The 16,230-nt window shown below is 49.7% G+C and carries 20 protein-coding genes and 1 pseudogene; 19 read left to right on the top strand and 2 right to left on the bottom strand.

Annotated elements, in window-relative coordinates; translation table 11 throughout:
* Positions 1–185: 185 nt before the first annotated feature.
* The 7 genes from ON05_RS36275 (at position 186) to ON05_RS36245 (ending at position 8,538) form a co-directional block, all read left to right on the top strand.
* Positions 186–3,485: a D-alanyl-D-alanine carboxypeptidase family protein gene (locus tag ON05_RS36275; RefSeq protein WP_262562683.1), complete on the top strand. Its 3,300-nt coding sequence runs from the start codon at positions 186–188 to the stop codon at positions 3,483–3,485.
* A gap of 13 nt (positions 3,486–3,498) precedes the next feature.
* Positions 3,499–3,900: a hypothetical protein gene (locus tag ON05_RS36270; protein WP_029315037.1), complete on the top strand. Its 402-nt coding sequence runs from the start codon at positions 3,499–3,501 to the stop codon at positions 3,898–3,900.
* 251 nt (positions 3,901–4,151) lie between these two features.
* Positions 4,152–5,861 carry a type IV secretory system conjugative DNA transfer family protein gene (locus ON05_RS36265; protein WP_262562682.1) on the top strand — a complete coding sequence of 570 codons (1,710 nt, stop codon included), beginning with the start codon at positions 4,152–4,154 and terminating at the stop codon, positions 5,859–5,861.
* A gap of 276 nt (positions 5,862–6,137) precedes the next feature.
* Complete coding sequence (locus ON05_RS36260; protein ID WP_010482301.1) at positions 6,138–7,232, top strand: hypothetical protein; 1,095 nt, start codon at positions 6,138–6,140, stop codon at positions 7,230–7,232.
* Positions 7,225–7,644 carry a hypothetical protein gene (locus ON05_RS36255; protein ID WP_010482303.1) on the top strand — a complete coding sequence of 140 codons (420 nt, stop codon included), beginning with the start codon at positions 7,225–7,227 and terminating at the stop codon, positions 7,642–7,644. Before ON05_RS36260 ends, ON05_RS36255 begins: the two co-directional genes overlap by 8 nt.
* On the top strand, positions 7,637–8,245 hold the full coding sequence (locus ON05_RS36250) for a hypothetical protein (RefSeq protein ID WP_010482304.1): 609 nt from the start codon (positions 7,637–7,639) through the stop codon (positions 8,243–8,245). Before ON05_RS36255 ends, ON05_RS36250 begins: the two co-directional genes overlap by 8 nt.
* Before the next feature lie 20 nt (positions 8,246–8,265).
* The gene (locus ON05_RS36245; RefSeq protein WP_010482306.1) at positions 8,266–8,538 is read left to right on the top strand and encodes a hypothetical protein; all 273 of its coding nucleotides are present in this window, start codon (positions 8,266–8,268) and stop codon (positions 8,536–8,538) included.
* Positions 8,539–8,674: 136 nt separating this feature from the next.
* On the opposite strand, the gene ON05_RS36240 is transcribed toward ON05_RS36245, so the two are convergent.
* Positions 8,675–8,839 carry a hypothetical protein gene (locus ON05_RS36240; protein ID WP_175307319.1) on the bottom strand — a complete coding sequence of 55 codons (165 nt, stop codon included), beginning with the start codon at positions 8,837–8,839 and terminating at the stop codon, positions 8,675–8,677.
* A 181-nt stretch (positions 8,840–9,020) separates the two neighbouring features.
* Between ON05_RS36240 and ON05_RS36235 the strand changes: the two genes are divergently transcribed.
* From ON05_RS36235 to ON05_RS36215, 5 genes and pseudogenes are all read left to right on the top strand, one after another.
* Positions 9,021–9,488: a hypothetical protein gene (locus ON05_RS36235; RefSeq protein ID WP_262562681.1), complete on the top strand. Its 468-nt coding sequence runs from the start codon at positions 9,021–9,023 to the stop codon at positions 9,486–9,488.
* A gap of 36 nt (positions 9,489–9,524) precedes the next feature.
* Entirely contained in the window at positions 9,525–9,860 is a 336-nt protein-coding gene (locus tag ON05_RS36230; protein ID WP_262562680.1) for a hypothetical protein, read from the top strand.
* Between the two features lie 103 nt (positions 9,861–9,963).
* Complete coding sequence (locus tag ON05_RS36225; RefSeq protein ID WP_262562679.1) at positions 9,964–10,179, top strand: Mu transposase domain-containing protein; 216 nt, start codon at positions 9,964–9,966, stop codon at positions 10,177–10,179.
* Positions 10,180–10,490: 311 nt separating this feature from the next.
* Positions 10,491–11,345 (top strand): annotated as a pseudogene (gene istB, locus ON05_RS36220) (IS21-like element helper ATPase IstB).
* A gap of 321 nt (positions 11,346–11,666) precedes the next feature.
* Positions 11,667–11,903, top strand: coding sequence for a hypothetical protein (locus ON05_RS36215; RefSeq protein WP_010469418.1), 237 nt, complete (start codon positions 11,667–11,669; stop codon positions 11,901–11,903).
* A 107-nt stretch (positions 11,904–12,010) separates the two neighbouring features.
* Here the strand turns inward: ON05_RS36215 and ON05_RS36210 are convergent, their stop codons facing one another.
* Entirely contained in the window at positions 12,011–12,646 is a 636-nt protein-coding gene (locus ON05_RS36210; protein WP_262562678.1) for a GNAT family N-acetyltransferase, read from the bottom strand.
* A 165-nt stretch (positions 12,647–12,811) separates the two neighbouring features.
* On the opposite strand from ON05_RS36210, the gene ON05_RS36205 reads away from it, so the two are divergent.
* From ON05_RS36205 to ON05_RS36175, 7 genes are all read left to right on the top strand, one after another.
* Complete coding sequence (locus ON05_RS36205) at positions 12,812–13,168, top strand: hypothetical protein (protein ID WP_010481642.1); 357 nt, start codon at positions 12,812–12,814, stop codon at positions 13,166–13,168.
* A 159-nt stretch (positions 13,169–13,327) separates the two neighbouring features.
* A complete protein-coding gene (locus ON05_RS36200; protein WP_010481640.1) occupies positions 13,328–13,843 on the top strand; it encodes a YlqD family protein in 516 nt (171 codons plus the stop codon).
* A 110-nt stretch (positions 13,844–13,953) separates the two neighbouring features.
* A complete protein-coding gene (locus ON05_RS36195; protein WP_029315838.1) occupies positions 13,954–14,403 on the top strand; it encodes a hypothetical protein in 450 nt (149 codons plus the stop codon).
* A gap of 53 nt (positions 14,404–14,456) precedes the next feature.
* Positions 14,457–14,864, top strand: a complete 408-nt coding sequence (locus ON05_RS36190) for a hypothetical protein (RefSeq protein ID WP_029315837.1) — start codon at positions 14,457–14,459, stop codon at positions 14,862–14,864.
* A gap of 116 nt (positions 14,865–14,980) precedes the next feature.
* A complete protein-coding gene (locus tag ON05_RS36185) occupies positions 14,981–15,148 on the top strand; it encodes a hypothetical protein (RefSeq protein WP_175307307.1) in 168 nt (55 codons plus the stop codon).
* Between the two features lie 38 nt (positions 15,149–15,186).
* Entirely contained in the window at positions 15,187–15,564 is a 378-nt protein-coding gene (locus tag ON05_RS36180; protein ID WP_010481634.1) for a hypothetical protein, read from the top strand.
* A 47-nt stretch (positions 15,565–15,611) separates the two neighbouring features.
* Positions 15,612–16,211 (top strand): hypothetical protein, encoded by a 600-nt coding sequence (locus ON05_RS36175; RefSeq protein ID WP_010481632.1) that lies wholly within the window; start codon positions 15,612–15,614, stop codon positions 16,209–16,211.
* Positions 16,212–16,230 lie beyond the last annotated feature (19 nt).

Raw genomic sequence — 16,230 nt, 5'->3', positions numbered from 1 at the left:
TCCTTCGTCTTTACATTGATTTTCCTCATGTAACTTAGTCCACCCTGGCTCTTCTGGGCCGGGGTTTTCTCTTGGTTGCAAAAGCTTCTGACACCCATGCCTCCCTTCTAACCTATACCCCGCGCACCTCGTAGAGTGCCAAATTAAAAAACCGTATATCCTCATCGACGCTACCAAGCATTTCGATGAAACGAAGACTCTTCTCAGCGTTGCTGGCCGCTCTCCCCACCTTGACCCAGATAGCCCCAGCCATCGCCCAAACCACAACCGCAGCGGCAGCGCCTCTAGATCCAAATACTGAGGTGAGCTTACCCGGACTCTACTATGACCCAGATGCCCCCTCATCCACCTTTAGCCAGCTCCCTGGTGCAGAGCAAGCGGGGTATGTGGATGTGCCTGCTCTGCCTGCTGGTGTAAAAACCCCTTATCTGCTGGATAGAGCATGGCCGCAAGGGGCCACCCCTGACCAAATCCTCAAGTTTGGGGATTTACAGCAGAACCCCGTCACGGCTGGCTTTACGAAGCTCTCTGTCAGGCAACTGACGGCATCCAGCGGCACCAACATTGGTGATGTGCCCGTGGGGGATGTGGCCCTGCTTAATGGCCTGACTATCCAACAAGTGGATGACCTCTACACCAAAATCAACAATGGCGAGAAAATCAAGCTCAAGGATGCGGCCCCTGCTGTCCAAGCTGCCTTTGGTGTTCTCCTCAATCCTGGTTCAGCTCCCCAGCAGTTACAGAATGCCGCCCTGACAGCGGGTGAGCGTGTGGCCCTCGATAAGCTCAGCAAGATTCCAGCCCTGGAGGGCATCCCCCTACAAGACCTGGCACGGGGGAACTGGGAAGGGGTGATTGATAAAGCCGACCAGATTAAGCTGGCGGGCATTGGCGAAAAGATTGGCCCCACCCTGAAGAAACTCCCCGTCAAGCAGATTGTCCCGATCGTGGGTGATGCGGTTGCGGGAGATTGGCGAGATGCGCGTCGGAAAGCGATTGCCTTAGCCCAGCAGAAAGGGACAGAAGTCGCTGTGAAGGAACTGCTCAAGGAGTTCCCCCAACTGAAGAATGTGCCGATTGCTGCGATTCCGGGTGTTCTCAATCAACCCGTTGACCAGGCATTACCCCAAGTTGCAGATCTGGCGATTGAGCATATCCCTGGAGCCAAGGATAAAACCATTAACTCCATACCGGGTCTAGAGGATATCCCCATCAATGAGCTGCCGTTTGACCTAGCCTTTAGCTTTTTTGCGGGGGATGTCTTCGCCCGGTTTGACATTGCCTATAGCGGGGTAGATGGCCCGGAAGAACCCTCTGTGAATCATGCCTTGTCTGGTGGGTCAGAAGACCAGAAGTTCAAGCCCATCAAATGCACGGTGGGAGAGAGCGAGAAGCAAAGAGCGGATAACTGCCCCCACTTTGAGATGCGGAAGTTTATCGATTCCGTTGCTGAAACCGCTGGCTTGGATAGCGATATCGAGGGCAAGCAATGGGTCCAGGGAGATTCAGGGGGGAAGAACGGCCAAGGTGTTAAAGGGGGCAAAGGACTGCTGAAGTGGGTGAATGGAGGCTGGGAACCTGCTGGCATTCATCCGTTTGGGGTGAATTCTCACACCAAGTTTGTCCTCAAGAAAATCACGGAGTATCCCGACAAGAAGAGTACGGCTCGGTTGAGTCTAGCCTTTCAGTTCTGCGTCACCATCCCTCTACTCGGCCAGCAATGTACCCCTCACTTCCTGGTGATACCGACGCCGTTTGTCATTAAGGAGGATGGGCTGTTCCTCGTGGCGAGTCGGCGCAATCTGCCCGCTGAGATTGCGAGACTGAGGAATCAGACGCTGACGGCTGGGGTGTACTGTGACCCCGACCAGATTATTGCGACAGCGGGCCAGAGTGACTCAAGTGCAGCCAATACGAAGTATGGTCATCACCCTTTTACGGAAACGGATGAACAGCTTTACAACGTGGCGGCTGTGGATGGGGCGACTGTTGGCTTAACGAAGGATGCCGCCGCAGCCTTTGAGCAGATGAGGGAAGCTGCTGCATCCCAAGGACTGGATATCAAAGCAGTCAGTGGGTTTCGGAGCAGAAAGCTGCAAGAAGAGTTGTTCTCAGATCAGGTCGCTAAGCAAGGCGGCTCAATAGAAGCAGCGGCGAAGATATCAGCACCCGCAGGCCATAGTGAACACCATACGGGTCTGGCCGTGGATGTAGGGAATAATGCCAACCCCTATCTGAATGAATCTTGGGCTAACACTCCTGAATATGCTTGGATGCAGCAGAATGCGGGCAAGTATGGGTTTGAGCTGTCGTTTCCTAAAGGGAATAGCCAAGGGGTGAGCTATGAGCCTTGGCACTGGCGGTTTGTGGGATCTGATGCCGCTAAGTCTACGTTCGCCTCAGCGAGTGGTCAAAGCACCGGAACTCAAGGGACAAAGGCTCAAACTGTTGGCAAGTCTGCTTGGGGAAGCGAAACAGATGTCTACAACTTAATTTTGACATCAGCATTGGAAAGCACTGGCACGCAAAATCAGGTTGATGTCGCTGTGGCAATCATGAACCGGGTTGTTTCTCCAAAGCATCCAAATACAATCACTGATGTGGTATTCCAGCCGAAGCAATATGAACCTAACTTTGGTCAAGCCCCGGTAACTTCCAAGGAAGAAGCCATCAGCCGTATTGCTAAAAAAGCAGGTAGTATCCAAAGTGCGATCTCAACTTACGAAACCATCGAACAAGCACTCAACGATCCGAATGCCATTGCAGCATCCCAGGCTTTTCTCCAAGGTGCGACTGACTTTAGAGGTCAGGATTGGTTGCACATTCGCCAACCGGGTGATCCTTACCGGGGAGATGTTGGGGCTAACTTCTATTTTCAGGAGTCACAGGATCCAGCTATCGCAGCGGCAACGTTAGGCGTGTTGGGCGTTGAGAGTACAGCGGTTGATCCGAATAGTATCTATGCGTCCGCCTCCGGTCAATCCATCCCCTGCAAGCCCAGTGCGATTGCGAGTTCTGGTATTGATTTTGGAGCTATCACTCCAGGAGATGGTATCACCACAGGACAATTAGCTCATCCTGCTCCTGGTTACCGAGTAACATCAGGCTGGGGGGGACGGTATATCGATGGCATTTACTCTGTCCACCGGGGCATTGATTATGCTGTTCCAGTTGGCGGGGATATCTTTGCTGTTGATGGTGGGATTGTTAGTGATGTGTTTAATGAATGTCACCCAACGGGAGGCTATTATCTGAACACATGCGGGGGATATTTAGGCAACTTCGTTAGAATTAGACATGCTAATGGTACGGAGTCTGTTTATGGACATTTGGCCGGGTCGCCATTAACTATTGGTGCGCCAGTTACAAAAGGGCAAGTCATCGGGAAAGGTGGTAACAGTGGCTCTTCCACTGGTCCACACTTGCACTTTGGGATTAAAGGTTCCAATGGCAAATACTTTGATCCAACACCTTACCTAAATTAAGTGATGCAAGACTATGCTTAAAAAATCACTACTTCCATTGTTTGCTTTAGCATTTTCTATGCCGATACAATCTGCGATTGCAACAGAGATACCCAAAAAACTTCAATCTTGTGTTGCACCATCCAATATGCATAGTTATCTCATTGATGATTTGCAAGAGATGGTTCTAGAAAAAGAAATTGATGGCTTTTACCTGATCCGATTGCAATACAGTGACTACCGAACTTGGTTGATTGCCAGTTTGCCTTGCAAACATCATGCGTTTGTCGGGGGAGATGGATTTGCACCAAACTTTACGGGCTTGTTTAGAGGTAAAGGTGAAGGTGTGAAAGTTGAGAAGCCATTCACTGAATATGCAATAAAATCTGATAACGAATATTATCGCCAGAGATATCCAGAATTGCACAAACAGTGATTAGCAAGCCTAATATGTGATGCGACGATATTCACCAAGTCAACCCAGGCAATTCCTCTGGTCTGTAGACACTTGGGTTGCTCCAGCCAGCCCATAATTGCGGAGACCTGCGGCTGTAATATCAACTCCCAACTTAATCAAAGATTGCCTCCATTCCTAGAAAAGGCTTCCTTGAAACCCCCTTCCACTCCAGCCTAAAGACCTCCTCGAAAAAATCAGTATATTCTCAGCAAACTCACTATTTGCTGACCATGCAAACTCACACAGAACAACCCACCAGCAATTCAGACGCTGAAATCCCCGCCATACTCACCAACACCCTCGTTGGTTGTGGCAGCATCCTGGTTCTCCTGTTCATCCTCAATATCATCTGCGGCGATAGTCGCACGGGTCGAGATCCTGATGATGCCCGCTGGGCGACCTGGGGGGAACGTCGCAAAGCCAAACGCAAAGGACTCAAACAACGACGAGAAGGTGAACGGGATAAAGTCGGCCTTTGCTTGGGCAGTGACAACCCCATCGTCTTGCCCGACAACCAACCCCTTATCAAAGTCTTGGGAGCAGCGGGGGAAGGAAAGACGGAAACCGTCATCGAGCCAATCCTCTGTGATGCCATCAAGCAAGGCCATACCTTGTTTGTGTTCGATGTGAAAGGCACCCTCAAAGAAAAGTTCATCCCCTATGCCCTCAAGCAGCCCATCCCCTATAAGCCCTATATCTTTGCACCAGGGAAGAAGTATTCAGACTCCTTGGACTTCCTGGGATTCTTAGAAGACCACAACGATGACCTGACGGCTGGGGCTACCGTCACCACCTTTTTCGATAACGTGATTGTGGCTTCAGATGGCAAGAATGCTTTCTTTGATAGCTTTGCCGTCTTCACCCTGACCGCTTTGATGATGATGTCGAAGCATCCAGACTCCAATATGCCGGACCTACCAATGGTGTGGGAATACCTGGCCCTCCCCAACCTGGGCAAACGACTGGTTGCAGCGGTCCAAGCGGGCTTCTTTGATGAATCGGGGTTTGGCCCTTGGGCAAAGCGAGAGCTGTCCGGTCTGTTATCCACAGCGGGCACCCGTGACACGGAAGCGGGGATTACGGCCAGTGCGATGAACGTGCTGATGCCCTTGCTCAGTCGGAAGTTCTACCCCTGTTTGAGCTACCCCTTTCATGAAGGCAGCACGATTCCCTTGGACCTCAAAGGCAGACAGATTGTGTTCTTTGAACTGGATGGTCTCGCCATGCAGCAGACCTCGCCCCTGGTGGCAACGGCTCTCAACATGCTGATTCGTCGGAACCTGAATGAGCATTCTGACCGGGATCGGCCCTTGGGCATCATCTTGGATGAGTACGCCCGGATCGTCCTGCCAGACTTTGAGCAGATTGTCTCATTGAATCGTTCCTATGGGTTCTATGCAGTGACGGCATTCCAGAGTAATAGTCAGCCGAACATCAAGCAGAAGTCCGAAGTGGTCAAATCCATCTTTGATAACACCGCCGCTCAGTTCATCTTCAGAACCGAGGATTTTGAGACCCGCAAGCAGCTAGAGGAAGACATTGGAGATTACGAACTCAAGCGAAACACTCGGTCTCGGAGTCATGGCAGGCAAGGGACGAATCGAACCATCTCAGAAGCCCCTCGGCGTAAACCCTTGATATCGAGGCACCGACTCAAACGCCTCGGCAAAGGTCAGTTTGTCCTGCTGAGTGCGGGAATGCAGAATCGTCCCGTCATCCACCAGTATCGTCGGTGGTGGCGCAACCGAACGGATATCCAACGCCTGAAAGAGTGTAAGCAAATCTATAAAGAGCGAATATATCCCGTTATCAATCGCAAGCAGGAGCAGAACATGCGGGTTAGGGATGATGACGGGTGTGGGAGCCTCAGCGACCCCTCCAGAACCTCTTTAATCTGCCCTCAAAGTAGCACTAGTCCAGGGATTCTTGCAAATCCTTAGTTTTCATGCGAATCCTTGCGGGATTTTGCGGAATTTTGCGGGGTTGTTCTTTAGGTATTCCGCATCCTCTCGCATAAACGTCGCATGAATCCGCAGAAGTCCGCATGAATTCGCATGGATTTAAAAAAACCGTATATCCCCAATAGGTGCATTCAAGGTAACTGCAAAAAATGAATCGAAAACAAATCAAGGATGAGCAGAACCATCCGAACACTGATGGGGTTGCTCGCATTCCGATGGGCCACAAGGACATTTATGTTATCGAGGTAAGTCGCCATGAAAAAAAATAGAGCGAAGTTTTGTTTTGACCTGGGTGCGTCCGGGACAAAGGGATGGGTTCAAGTGATTGGACCTGGGAAAGTCGGGATAGAGGAAACCATCTTCCAGGTTCCCAGGGCTAGGAAGGTGACGGATGCTTACTACGAGAACCTTTATTTGGAGAACAACAAGCAGGGGTCTTACTTGTCTTTTGGCAACCATTGCTGGGTGGTGGGATCTTATGCTGAGGACTCGGTATTGAAGACCAAACCCAACCAGATTAAAAACCATCATGCGATTGCCAAGATTCTGAGTGTGGTGGGGTATTACGTCCAGCAGTCTGAGTCAGGGGTAGAAGTTGAGATAGACTTACTGCTGCCATCTGATGAGAAGGCGTACTTTAGAGCTGCTGAGGAATTAATTTTCAAGCATCTTCGGCAATTCAACTATGGAACGGAGAGCCTAACTTGCACGCCGATACGGGTTGATGTCCACCCAGAGGGAGCGGGGATTGCTAGTTATGCGTCGGTGTTCCCCTGCTCGATTCTGATGTTTGGTCACCGAGATATCACCAGCATCAGCCTCAAGTCACCCGGCACGGACATTTCTAACAATGCGTTTACCTGGGGCGGATGGGGAACGATGCGTCTGTTGCAGAACTTCCCTCATGCTTTTAGCAACGAGCTGACGGGAGCGGAGCTTCTCTTTTCAGAAGCACGAGCATGGGGCAAGGGTGGTTTAACTCAGCACCTCATGAAGATGATGAGTGAGAAGGAATGCGAGGCCAAGATCCGGGCATTGGATGAGGCCAAGGCTCTGATCTGGGGAGAGTTAGCGGACCAGCTCTCCATAGACACCGACTTTATGAACTCCCGCAAGATCTACATCGCTGGGGGTGGTGCGGTGTTCTGGTTTGATTATCTATCCCAGCTCTGTGCGAGTAAGGCCGACATCTTGGATAGCGTCCGTAGGGAGGTTATAGCAACAGCGGGTAAGGGACTTAGCAGGGATTTGCAGCTTCGTCTGATTGATTCTTATTTAGTGTGGCGGCAATCTGCTAAGCCCGTTTTGAAGTTAGAGAACCCACCAAAAAGGGAGGCCACCCATGCCTAAGAAAAAAACGTTTCGATTCATCATCAATACCGAGTGGTCGATGAAGACTGACCGCGCTCAGGTCTTTTCTAGAGTCTATGACCATTACGGCAAGAGAGATTTCCAGGACAGGTGCTTTAACACGTTATATGCAGCGTTTAAACCGTTGAGTATGGCATTGGAGGGTGGCTCTCAATCTGAAGTGCAGCGGGAAATCAGAGCTACCAGGGACAAGCTTGAGATGCTCTTGGAATTAGCGAATGATCTTGCTCTGCCATCGCCAGAAGTGACTGCTGAGCCTGCTGCCCTTCCTCAGCCACCCTCAGTGGATTCATCAGAAGAGGCAGAGCAACGACTCGAAGAAAATTTAACAGTATATTCCCAGCAAGAGAATGACCCACCTTCATTAATGGAGATTTTTAACAGTGACTAAGAAATTAGCTGACCAAATCGGTATCGAAAGTAGTAAGCTCACCCATCTGCTCAAAGGCTGCGGGATGACTCAGGATGTCTATGACGTGGACATCCTCAAAGCAGTTTTTGAATTGAGGGAAAAAGGCCAAGCGGAATCCTACCGTCATGGCTGGTGCTTGCATGTTGCCTCCCTGCACCAAGTCAGTGCAGAGAATATCTGCAAAGCGATTGCCAACGAAGGAATTGACTCCAAATCCAGTGAGTATGTCCCCTTGTTTAGTGCTGCTTGCAAAAAAGTCGCAGAGGGCGTGGACCCGGTGACCGCAGTTGTTGAGGAGCTGGAGAGCTATGCCACTGAGGAGGAGGCAACCACCAGCACCGCAGGGTTTTCTCTGAATGAGCTGGACTCAACCATTGATGAGCTGTCAGAGGCAATTGTCTATGACGCGCTCTCTCTGATGAAGGAGCGCAAGCGGGAAGCCCGTCAGTACGTGGATGATCGGCTGCGAAGAGGAATGCAGCGCTGCATGAAGTCACCCGAGGTCAAGGCTGCGGCCAAGCTGCTGATTGAGGGCGAACCAGCGGGAAAGCCGCTATTAGAGGTGCATGTGGAGGATTAGGGGCTTCCGTTGCCGAAGACATGGTGCATCACTTTGTCACTGCGCTAGCTCTAGAAGTGGAGCTGGCGCAGAAGGCCCGTGAGCATAAACTCATCAACGACCGCCAAGAGCAAGCCCTCGCCAGCGAAAAGCAACTCCGCAACCAGGACTACCACGAGCAGGTCTGGGGCCAGTGGCAACGGATCATCACCGTGTTTGTCCTGGGGGCAACGTTGCTTGGTGGTCCCGTGGGCTACTGGTTTGGGCAGCAGTCGGTTAGCGATGTGAAAGGTGTGGCTGAGAGGGTGTTCTAAATTGATTTTGATCTTTTGGACAATCTGCCTATTACTAACTTGAAGCTCAAATAATTAGGAGTCATTCAAAATGAACCCTTTTCTTTTAGTGATCTGGTTTATGGCTGGTATGGGATTGGTCGCCCTGAACATTTATTTATTCCAGGCGGGTCAAATGAACTTCAGTGGTGATATTAATGTTAGTCGTGAAAAACACCCGTTTTACCTGATATTCATCGGATGGATTGTCATAACCCTCATTGGTCTTGCGCTGTCTCACCCGATTACCCGTCTCCTCTTTCTTGGGGGTATTAGACGACAATCGAGCTGACGGATTAATGACGATGTCGTGTCGGCTATAGCTATGAAGAAACCAGTCATCCCCAGAGAGGGATAAAACAAAATCTCAATTCTCTAGAAACGATGTGTGAGATCGCGTTTCTAGAATTTAATCTCAAGAAAAAAGACACTTTAACATCCCCATTCGATAGAGGGCTGTACAAGTGCCTAACAAAACAATTGATTCCTATCATACTCGTGTTTATATGAACGGACGAGACCTCGGCTTGAAACAAGCTGATGCAGCTTACATTGCCGAAATATCCCCCCGAACCGGCCAACGAATTGAGGCCGGTACCCATCAACCTAATCGCGGCCGCATGCAGGACCAACGCACCGTCCCTGACCCCTTGGCGGATGTGTGGGAAGACGAGCTAGAGCCAATGCTGCGTCGAGACCCGCGCCTCAAACCCATGACCCTGTACGAGTATCTGCAGGATAAATATCCAGGCCAGTATCCCCAAGTCCTGCGGACCCTGCAACGTCGGGTAAGAACGTGGAAAGCCTTGCATGGTCCGAGCCCTGAAGTGATGTTTGAACTACGTCATGAACCAGGGGTACAAGGGTTCTCCGATTTACAGAACTCAAGGGCATCACGATTACCATTGCCGGTAAACCGTTTGAGCATCTGATATACCATTACCGTCTGGGATATAGCGGCTGGCGATATGCCCAGATTATCCAAGGAGGCGAAGCTTTGTCGCCCTTTCAGAAGGATTACAAATGCCTTTGAAGCCTGTGGAGGTGTTCCTAAACAGCATCGTACCGATAGTTTGAGTGCAGCCTATCGCAACATGGGCGGCCGTCGGTCCAAAAATCTCACGCGTTTGTACGACGAACTGTGTGACCACTATCGGCTAGAACCCACTCGTAACAACAAAGGTATAGCCCATGAAAACGGTTCAATCGAGTCTCCCCATGGTCATTTGAAGAACCGAATTAAGCAGGCGATCTATCTGCGCGGCAGTGCAGATTTACGAGCGTTGCTGAATATCAAGCCTTGATTGATGCACAGGTCGCCAAGTTAAATCAGCAGTGCCAAACCAAGTATGAGCAGGAAAAGAGCATCTGCAACCCTTACCTAAATATCGAACCCCTGACTATGAAGTGCTCACGGCCAAAGTCAGCAAACGCAGCACCATTGATGTCCGCTGCATTCTATACACCGTTCCTTCTCGGCTAATTGGCCGTCAATTGGAACTGCATCTATACCACGACCGGATTGTCGGCTATCTGGAACGACACCCGGTTGTGGAACTGCCAAGAAACGCGTCAGTGGCAAAGGCAAACGTCGAGACCGTTGCATCAACTATCGCCATGTGATTGGTTCAATGCGATTGAAGCCTCGTGCTTTTATCTATTGCACCTGGCAATCAGACCTACTTCCCAATCCTGAATACCGCCAAATTGGAAACAGCTCAAAGCTCAATTTGACCTGGAGCAGGCTGCCAAAATCATGGTTGAAGGTCTCTATATTGCTGCAGTTCAAGATAAAGAGCAGGCCGTAGCAGCATACTTACAGCAGCAACTCCAGGCGTCCAGTCTCACCCTCAATCGCCTGAAAAAGCAGTTTGAGCCTCCTCAGATGAAGCAGGTTCCTGACCTCAGCATTGAACAACATTCACTTGAACTTTATGACAAACTCCTCCCTCCTACTCAGTCCCCGCTAAGCCCCTACCAACACCTGAGCCTCTATTTAAAAAGCTCAGGCTCTCCACATGCTGACCCATTGGGAATCTATCGAATCCCAAGCTATGCAGGAAAGCTGGTCCTATGCGGAATTCTTACTGGCCTTGTGCGAAACGGAAACTCAACGAAGAGAACAAGCTCGTCTAAAGCGAGCTCTCACCGAAGCCAGACTCCCAAACGCAAAAGTTTACCAACTTTGACTTTAGCCATTGCCCCCAGCTCAATCCAGCTCCCTTAATGCAATTAGCCGCAGATCCAGGGTGGTTGGAGCGGGCCGAGAATTGTCTTATTCTGGGTCCCTCAGGAGTCGGAAAAACACATTTGGCCACTGGGGTCTCCCAAAAATGCTGGAATTGGTAAACGAGTGAAGTTCTTTGCGGCCAACGCATTGGTCCAACAATTACAACAGGCAAAGCTCCAACTGCAACTGCATCCAATGCTCAAAAACTGGACCGCTATGATCTGTTGGTGTTGGATGACTTGGGCTATTGCAAAAGTCGGAAGCGGAAACATCCGTTCTGTTTGAATTAATTGCGCATCGGTATGAACGTAAGAGTCTGCTGATTACAGCCAATCAACCCTTTAGCCAATGGGATGACATCTTCACTGATTCGATGATGGCGGTGGCTGCCATTGATCGCTTAATTCATCACGGTTTGATTATCGAAATTCAAGCCGATAGTTACCGGCGTAAATCCGCGACTCAGAGAACGGCTCCAACTCAGTCTCAACCTCAAAATCTCAGACAAAATAATCGAGCGATCACGGGTTGTCATTTCGATCACGGGTTGTCGTTTTGACCTGAAAGTGTCGTGTTAGGTCTGAAAAAGAGCTAGCGCAAAGGAGGTGTGCGCCAAATAATACGGTTCAATTTTAGGGGCTGATCCGACTTTTGGTTGTCGTGACACGCCCAAGGGGTTGACATCCAATATGGGGGATTGGCCTTATGGTTCCATCAGTCCTCTTAAGGCTTTCTAGCGAGATCCTTAGAATTTCCTAGGCCCAGGTGCGATGGCCAAAGGCCGACCGGAGGCCATCGCAAGTTCAATCCCAAGTGATACGGACTGCGATCGCAACGTCGATACCAGCTCATAGAACTTGTCTTTTAAGAAGGAGAACTGATGGATAGTCAGGAAATCAATGTAAGCCTAAACCATGCCGTCAAGGTCAAGCTCACGCCTGAAGGCTATTCCCACTTGCATCGCAAAGGGACTGTTCCACCTGAAGCTGATCGAGAGGGCTTCTCTAAATGGGCATTATGGCAATTATTTGAATCATTCGGGGAAGCCATATCAATTGGCTCACCCACTTATTTTGAAGGTGGGATTTTTATTGATCGTCATGAATTAGGGCTGTGACTTCTCCTAACGCTGATGCGAGTTGCGATCTCATCTGTGATACCAGATAACCCCACTCTTGTCCTTTTCCTCCAATCCTCGCAACCCCTATTCTCAGCTATGATGAGCTACCCAGTTCTTTTTGGAGGGGCAGCTCTTTTTTCTCTGGCGGTGATATTCTGTCTATACTGAGGTCTCATCGAGCAAAGAGCCATGATGCAATCATCAAAGTATTGACCTTTGTTGTTGCGTACGAAGCGTTTTCTGATTCCTTCTAATTCAAACCCTAAACTCTCATAAAGGTGTCTGGCCCTAGAGTTGTCGGCTAGAACATTGAGTTCCACTCGGGTAATTTTTGGATTGTCAGAATGTTTGGCCCAATCGAGAAGATAATTCATCAGCGCTCGACCGATACCAATCCCCTGCCTTAACGGATGTACACCGATGGAGACGGTAGCGATATGGCGCGTAAGCTGAGGTTTGGAACGCTCTATCTGAGCAAAGCCTATGACTTCACCCTCATATTCTGATACGGCAAAACAAATGTTATGTTCAGCATTTTCTACTTCTAGGAGCTTTTTAAGTTGTTCACCATATTCTTCATCCGAGCTTGGGATATCATCTACTCCTTGCACCACGCCAATACCTGCATTTGTAATAGCGATTTCAGCCAGACGTAGCGCTGCTGCATCGTTGATTGTCGCGGGTCGAATCACCAGGTTTTTCCCATTTGATAGGCATGTATGGCTTACTTTCTGATCCACACTCAAACTCCCCCAGCTCGATTGTGATTAGTTTGACATCTGCTTAGTTGTTATCACATCCTTGATACCAACTTTTGGACACTTACCGGATCGAACTCCATTCAATAAAGTCTGTCATTAAGAGTGTCCCAGATGTGCCCCAGAGCTTTCTAAGGAGTGACCAAGATGGCGACATTGAGGAAGGAAATCACCGAAATCATCACCCGGAATACTCCAGAGAGAGCAGCCCTTGAAATCCTTGTTTTATTAGAGGACAAAGGGCTATCGCTCATTAAGAATGGTTGGTTGGATGACGATGAAGGTGTTATCCCTCATCTTGAATCTATAGCTGAAGACTGGGTCCATCCTCGCTTTGGAGATATTCCAGTGGGAACATTCTTTATCCATGAAGGGATTAACCGAAAAGTCAGCGAAACGGAGGCCCGCAAGGTTGATTTCCAAGAACCAGAAACTTTTATTGATGATGGCCCAACTGAAATCGGCTTAGATGTTCGGGTTTACCCAGCTGAAGGACTCATTTAACCCTCCCTGATGCGAATTGCGATACCGCAAATCCAGTCTTACCCCCCAATCTCCACAACCCTGACTCTGCCTTATCTTCACCCTTTCATCGAGCCTCAAAAATTTAAACAGTATATTCCCATCAAGAGTTCCAACTTTTGAAATTAAGGAGCAAGGAATATGCTTACCCAAGACCGCCCCACTCAGCCCAAACCAGAACTGTGGGTCCAGACTCCATCATCCAATCAACTTCTTCTCAAACGCCTCATCCTGGTCAAGGCCATCGTCACTCCCCTCTGGAAAGACGAGGCCCGTCAGCAGCTCCAGTCCCAATCTGACCAATTAGATGAACAACTAACCCAACTGGATACCCAAGTCCAACAAATGGTCGGGGAACTGAGTCAACACACCATTCAAATTGTCGGAGCTGATAACAGCACGGTTGCCGAGGCTCAGACTCAAATCCAAGGTATCCAGACCCAGGCCAATGAGCGCAAAGGCGAACTGCTGGAACAGAAGAACCAAGTCTTAGAGCAACTGGAGCAGATTGAAACCTTGAACTTGGGTGAAGAAGTTGAGCAAGGTCAAATTGATAGCTATTTCTACGCCAAGCAAGGCGACCATTTGGTTCGCAAGATGCAGGTCGAGGTTGTCCTCCGTGATGGCGTGATTGAAGAGATTCGGGGCGAATTGTAGAACGGCTTGGGCTGGGAGTCGTGATGGCTTCTGGCCCATCCTTTCTGTGATATCGAGCCTCACCAAAAAAATCCGTATATTCCCATCAAAGGATTCTGGAGGTTTTTCTGATGAATAAGAGACAGCCACTTATTAAACGCTTTAGCCAGAACATTAAGCGGATGCCTCGCCGCATTGGGCGCTTTAGTTCTCGTTTAGATGCTGCCTTTTGGAAGGTAATTTTTGGAGATGAGAATTTGCCTAAGCGCAAGTCGTCCCATGTCGTCGCCACTGTAGTGGTTAGCTTGGCTCTCGGTTATGGGATGAGTCGGTTTTTGGGTGTGAGTCTTGCGAACAAATATCCCGCTTTAGAAGACAGTAGCCTTCTGGCCTCTGGTTGGGGAGGAATGCTGGTCATCCTGTTGGTGCTGGTCGGGTTCAATACTGTCACTCTGCTACTTCTCGTGGATCGGCAACATCGAGGTGACGACTCAGCGACCCACCGCATAGCAACGGCAATTGTGTCGTGGGGTGGTGAAGACGAGAGTCGGACACCAGCTAAGCCCGATCAGCAATCTTGAGCGTTGAGTCCAGAAACTTTCCTGTACTGAGAAAAAATATTGAGATAACAACAATGACTAAATTACCCACAACCGAGAAACCATCCATAAAAGATTCGATAGTCTCTGGCTTGCTTTTGGGCATCAAATCTTTCGACCGAGCGGTGATGACCCACTGGCGACTTCTATTTATAGGACTACCACCAGTGATGACAGTCATCAGTATGTCACTGGGATATCTCACTGCTCCTGAACCGTGCAGACAATCCTTTGATTGTGTGGAGCTGCATATCGTTAAGTCTACCAAGCCACTTTTTAACTGGATTGAGGAGTTGCAAAGCATTCCCGACGATAACAAGCTTCCGGTTCTGATTGCGATTGCTTGTGTTCTTCTCTACGCATTTGCTGTTTTTGTGTATGCATCACAGGATCTGGTAGCACCGCTCCGTCTCAAGAGTAACCAGGATGACGATGTCGGGTGATACCAGCGATGCAGAAATGCGATGACCTCCGGTCGGCCTTCGGCCATCGCATCCCTGATACCAACTCCCCGATATCACACCTAAAAAACATCCCGCCACACAAGGAACCTCCATCCATGAACCACACCCCATACCCAACCTCCTCCTTGCCCTGGTACGACCCACAAAACCAGGAAGCGATGACCCGCACAATTCTGGAAAATACCCGTACTCAATTCCAGTTCCGCACAGACCGCCCCGCCGATGGTTCAGACGGATGTTCTGAGGACAAAACGACTGAATGATTCCGTTAATCAACTGACGAACAATTGAGGATATTCCCATGAAACTTTCCCTACCGTCCAGACAAACTCTCTGTGCCTTGGCCCGAGGTATTGTTGTCGGCTCTATCGGCGTGTCACTGGGGTTTTATCTGGTGATGATGCACCCCATCCCCAGAGCGGCCCGCCCCTTGTCCACGCATTTCTATCATCAGTATGAGAAAGCCAATATTGTCCTGCCTGAGATAACTGAGGACAGCAGTACCAAAGAAACGCTGGAAGTTTTGGAGCTGATGAATGAGTGGTCAGGGTTGAAGACCAATATTGTCACTGCTGGCCTCGCTGAATACCACATCTACTGGAATCTCGCATCTGCCCTGATTGCCTTTGGGCTGTGGTTTCCCGTGACCTGGCTGGGAAGGAAGTTTGAGGCTCGATAGTTGTCCACCAATCCCTACCCCAGAACTTAGACCATAGGAGAAAAATCATGGATTGTGCTGCTACGCGAACCCCCGAGGAAAGAGAATTCTTGCGGATGAAAGGTCGCGATATGGCCTTTGGCTACATTCAGATGGCCCGCCACCGACCCCGCCCGGAGGAGATTGCTAATATGGCGCTTGCTGATTGGGGCCAGGGCAATATCTTTAATGGCGTCGTGGATCAACTGGGCCTCATCTGGGAGGACGTTGACGGCAAGATTATCTATCGCAAGAATCTCCAGCGAGAGCTGGAAAAAGAGCAAGCCCTTGACCGTTATCGATGTGCCTCAAAGGAGCCACCTTTCACAAAGTATCCAGACCTTCTAGATATGTCGCTTGAATTGCTGCTCAATGAACTGGAGAGCTGGCACAAGATCGGTGGGCTTGATGAGCGGTATGACTCATGCAGAGTAGAAGCCTTGGTCTGGATGTTGTGTTATCACATTGCTTCAGTGATGGAAGAAGACCATTGCATTCTGCTTGAGATGGCGGCATACGCGATTGCCTACCGACGCAAGACTGACCCAACGGCTAGCCCTGAATGGAAGGATTGTGGCATGGCGATGTGTGACCGGGTTCTGGGGTCAATCTATACGAAACCGGAATAAGGTTCCAAACTTTCAGTTT

Origin of the sequence: Acaryochloris sp. CCMEE 5410 (genome assembly GCF_000238775.2) — a bacterium.
GTDB lineage: Bacteria > Cyanobacteriota > Cyanobacteriia > Thermosynechococcales > Thermosynechococcaceae > Acaryochloris.
Note: the sequence above shows the minus strand (reverse complement) of the source record. Positions and strands in the feature narration are given on the sequence as shown.